The following is a 4,169-nucleotide window of genomic DNA, read 5'->3' on the forward strand; positions in this document are numbered from 1 at the left end:
GCCCTTTAGGCAGAAACTCCGAGTAGTTGATTTATTTCTCGTGTCACTGAAAAACCAAAAAGATTGAATTCTTTTCGGCTAGACTTGTATAAGGCATGTATCGTCTCAATTCCTTTAATCGTAGATGGGGCAGTCCTTATGGACTGATAGAGTTTGTGTCTTTTCTTGATTGGCCGATGATCTTGTTCTTGGCATGATCATAGCGGGAAGAACGACACACACTATACTTTTAAAAAATATATACCTAAAGGCTATGAAGCTGAGAAAGAACAAAAACAGTTCAATAAAAATATTCGGACTACAAAAAAATTATTTTCTAAATTCATAAACCTTCTCAGGAAATAAATCATACATCTTATCCATTTTACCTGAATCTGGACAATCATCGGAAGTATATGGAAGTTCAATTGCATTAATATCTTTTTCAGAAACACATGCAATATACAATTCATAGCCTTCCATATCACTTGGCCAAAAAACAGCTCTACCAAAACCTTTTTCTAAAGCAAGATCAATTACATTCCTTAATCTTTCAAGCCCCTCTTTATTAGCAATAATATGTCCATCATCTGCCCAATCTTTTTGTGCATATAGATGACATATAGGATATTTTTCATTTTTCATTTCAACATCTCCTAATAAATTTTAAACACCATTATTTATTCAATAAATTAAATCAAAACCAAGTGCTTGTACTGTTTTCGGAAAGCTATCTTGAATCCATTGCAATTCCTGACGATTAAAAATATTTGTACTTTACAAACGACCTTCATGTATATGAGAGATTTTTTAGTCCAAGTGAACACGCGTATATGCCATATTTTGTTTACAATTCTATATTTTATATATTTAAGTTGTTGCAACATTTGATGAAGAACAACCATAAACACTTATTAATAGCATACATATCCCCATCTATAGTTAGACTAGGTACTTGTTTTATCCATCTTCTGATTACAAGTTATTAAAATATAACTTAAAGTAACGACAATTCACGCTACATTACTCTTTATTCCTAAAGCTAAAATTTCTTAGCAGTAAATTTATTGTCACGGATAAAAGAGCCATGATAACCAATGTAGATACAATTTTATATAAAATCTTATTCTTCATTTTACATCGCTCATTTTTTTTGTAATAACCAAATAACTAATAAGAAAAACAAAGAAAAAATAATTCTAAAAAATACATTAAATATTAAATTATATTGAGAAAAGAAACTGTCTTTAAAAATAAAGGTTAATAAAAACCCCATCATAAAAATAACCCAATATCTAAACAAATAACATCCTCCTCATTAGAAAATTAATTACAAATTTACCATTAAATCTATTCTATCATTTGGAGGCAATTATGAAAAAATAATTCAAATTTCTTTATCAATTTTTATCGCTTTTTCACTAGTATTCACATCAATTCAATTAGAAAATACTACAAAAACACATGGATTGTGCGATAATATTGTCCACGTAAAACCCCAAAAAGGTGGAAGCTCCACAAAGAAAAAGTTAACACCACCAGTAAATCTAAAACAAAAGGAAATTTCTTTTGTTCTGGTAAAAAAGTAGAAGTTACACATACATATACAAAAAATGGATCACTGGATTGTCAACACTAAACTGGAAAAAATTATAAGGTCTTCAATCTGTATTCTACGGGGCTTTGATAGCCGAGTGTTCCGTGGATGCGAATGTTATTAAACCAATTCACGTAATCATTTAGTTCAAGTTCTAGTTGGTCAAGGCTGTTAACGTGTGCCCCGTTCGTAAACTCATTTTTGACGACTTTGAACATCGCTTCAGCGACTGCGTTATCGTACGGACATCCTTTCATGCTTAGAGAACGTTGAATAGAAAACGTTTCTAATACTTCATCAATTAAGTCGTTTTTAAACTCACTTCCAACGGTCTGTATGGGAACATCTGGATCGCGTCCAATGGCCCTCTAATGCTTGCTAGTGCTTTGTGAACGAGGTCAGCAGTTTTATTTGGTCCAGCACTATGCCCAATAATTTCTCGGTTGAAAAGGTCGACAAATAAACATACGTAATTCCATTTTCCGTCCACACGTACGTATGTTAAATCACTTACTACAACGGCCAATTCTTTCTGATTATCAAACTGTCTATCAAGCTCATTTTTCACGGGCGCTTCGTTTACTTTCGACTTAAATGGCTTGAACTGGGCAACCGTATAATTGGATACTAGTCCCTGTTCTTGCATGATTCGTCCAATACGTCGTCGTGAAACTGTTCGACCGATCTTTTCAAGTTCAATCTTTATTTTTCGTGTTCCGTAATTATTTCGACTGGCTTTGAAAATGAGTCGAATTTCTTCAATCAGGTCATCTTCGGCAACCCTTTCAACTGCTTCATAATAAAAAGTGCTTCTAGACATTTCAAGGACGTCACACATTGCTGATATCGAGTATTTGTGGGCATTGTTGCGTATCATATCTACTTTCGTCCCATGATCAGCGCTGCTTGCTATTTAGGACAACTTAGCGAGATGCGAGCTTAGTTGTCTTTATGCCTGTAGGTGAAAATATCATTCTCCATCAGTAGACGTTGATTCTCTTTGCGAAGCTTAATGAGTTCAATTTCCTCGGGCGTTCGATTGTCGTTTTCTTTAAAGGAGCCTGAAGTTTGGCTTTGCTTCACCCATTTATCAAATGCAGAAGCTGTTAGATCATACTCGCGGATAATATCAGCCCTCGGTTTTCCACTTTCATAAAGTCGTACCAATTGGCTTTTGAATTCTGGGGTAAATGTTCTGCGCGTTCTTTTTTCGGTCATGGTAGATTCTCCTCGTTTCTGTTAGTGGTTATTCTACTAGACCTTAATTTTATTGTCTAACTAAGTGTAACCTGTCCAAACGACATCGGAACGTTTGTTAGATTTGTGGACATAAAAAACCTCTAGTAAATGATGACACAAATTTACTAAAGATGTTTGGGTGTTCTTATACGTTGTTAGATTACAGCCTTAATGTTGGACACTCAATCCTTATATCTTATAATTTTAAAAGAATGTACGGCGCTTTAATTATTTCATTAAAAAACCTTCAACTATATTCATTTTCATGATTACCCCATGACTACTGAATTTGTTGAAGATTTTTTAATATTGGGTGCTTACGAATCACTACATTGATTTTTATTATTTGAATACAGGTTTATATGTAAAAGTTGTATACCCACCAAGAATACCAATCCCTTCAATAAGAAAAAGTCTTCCTTTTTCATCTTCTAATTCAATACTCTTTTTATTGAAGAAAAAATAATCCTCCGACTTTCTATTAACTACTCTTTCAACTTCTTTATTCACGACTTTTTCTGTTTTTCCGTCACGCATTTTTAAACTCTCTGTATTAGACACACATTCTTTTTTTTGGCAATCGAATTGATGTTGATCTGCTAACCAATCAGTGAAAGAATCATTAGATGGTTTTGTCAGTGGTAATATAAAAAGAAATATAATAAAGAGTGACCAGACAATGAGACTACTACGTTCACGTTTAACAACTGCTATCGTACCTATTACGAATGCAGCTATTAATAGAATAATTCCTAAAAACATTGCGATTAAAGATTGTTTAATACCAATAAAAATAATTATAACGCCTAAAAAAGTAAATAGTAATGATAAGCGTGAGTAGCTTTTCTTCATAGTTATCCTCCAATTCCCCTGAAATTCTGGTTTAATCTGGTCAGAGAAGACTTCTCTTTCCTTGAACAAACCTATTTAAAGAATTTAGAATTTAAGCAAGAGTATTTAAAATTCTTGTACATTTAAGTGTTGAAATACAAAAAAATAATGAATTTATTTAATTCTATCTATAAAATATATAGTATCTTCATTACTTAGTATAATTTTATTTTTTATTTTTATTGATTGGAATGCCAACACTAAACTGGACAAAAATTATAGGGGCTGTTGCATGAATTCCACAGGCGTTAAATAACCTAGTGTTCCGTGAATTCGTAGGTTGTTAAACCAGTGTACGTAATCCCAAAGTTCAAGAGCGAGCTGTTCAAGAGAGGCGAAGTGAGCTTGATTAGCGAATTCTGTTTTAAATACCTTAAATGTCGCTTCAGCCATGGCATTATCATAAGGGCACCCCTTCATACTCAGTGAACGCTGGATTCCGAATGTTTCAAGTGCTTCTGAA

General features: G+C 33.2%; 3 protein-coding genes and 2 pseudogenes. All 5 read right to left on the reverse strand.

Annotation, left to right across the window (positions count from 1 at the left end):
- Positions 1-5 precede the first annotated feature (5 nt).
- A pseudogene (locus DEX24_RS17400) lies at positions 6-188 on the reverse strand (IS6 family transposase); the annotation flags it as partial.
- A gap of 121 nt (positions 189-309) precedes the next feature.
- Positions 310-624, reverse strand: coding sequence for a hypothetical protein (locus tag DEX24_RS16635; RefSeq protein WP_109307495.1), 315 nt, complete (start codon positions 622-624; stop codon positions 310-312).
- A 1,005-nt stretch (positions 625-1,629) separates the two neighbouring features.
- Positions 1,630-2,794, reverse strand: a pseudogene (locus DEX24_RS16640) (IS3 family transposase).
- Between the two features lie 363 nt (positions 2,795-3,157).
- Positions 3,158-3,667 (reverse strand): hypothetical protein, encoded by a 510-nt coding sequence (locus DEX24_RS16645; RefSeq protein ID WP_109307496.1) that lies wholly within the window; start codon positions 3,665-3,667, stop codon positions 3,158-3,160.
- Between the two features lie 255 nt (positions 3,668-3,922).
- Positions 3,923-4,169: IS3 family transposase (locus DEX24_RS16650; RefSeq protein WP_146193016.1), on the reverse strand; the 247-nt coding region annotated here is incomplete at its 5' end.

This window comes from Kurthia sibirica (genome assembly GCF_003143975.1).
Lineage (GTDB): Bacteria > Bacillota > Bacilli > Bacillales_A > Planococcaceae > Kurthia > Kurthia sibirica.

Excerpts from the sequence above, each read along its gene's own strand:
- DEX24_RS16635 (WP_109307495.1), bottom strand. The coding sequence starts at position 624 with ATGAAAAATGAAAAATATCCTATATGTCATCTATATGCACAAAAAGAT.
- DEX24_RS16645 (WP_109307496.1), bottom strand. The coding sequence starts at position 3,667 with ATGAAGAAAAGCTACTCACGCTTATCATTACTATTTACTTTTTTAGGC.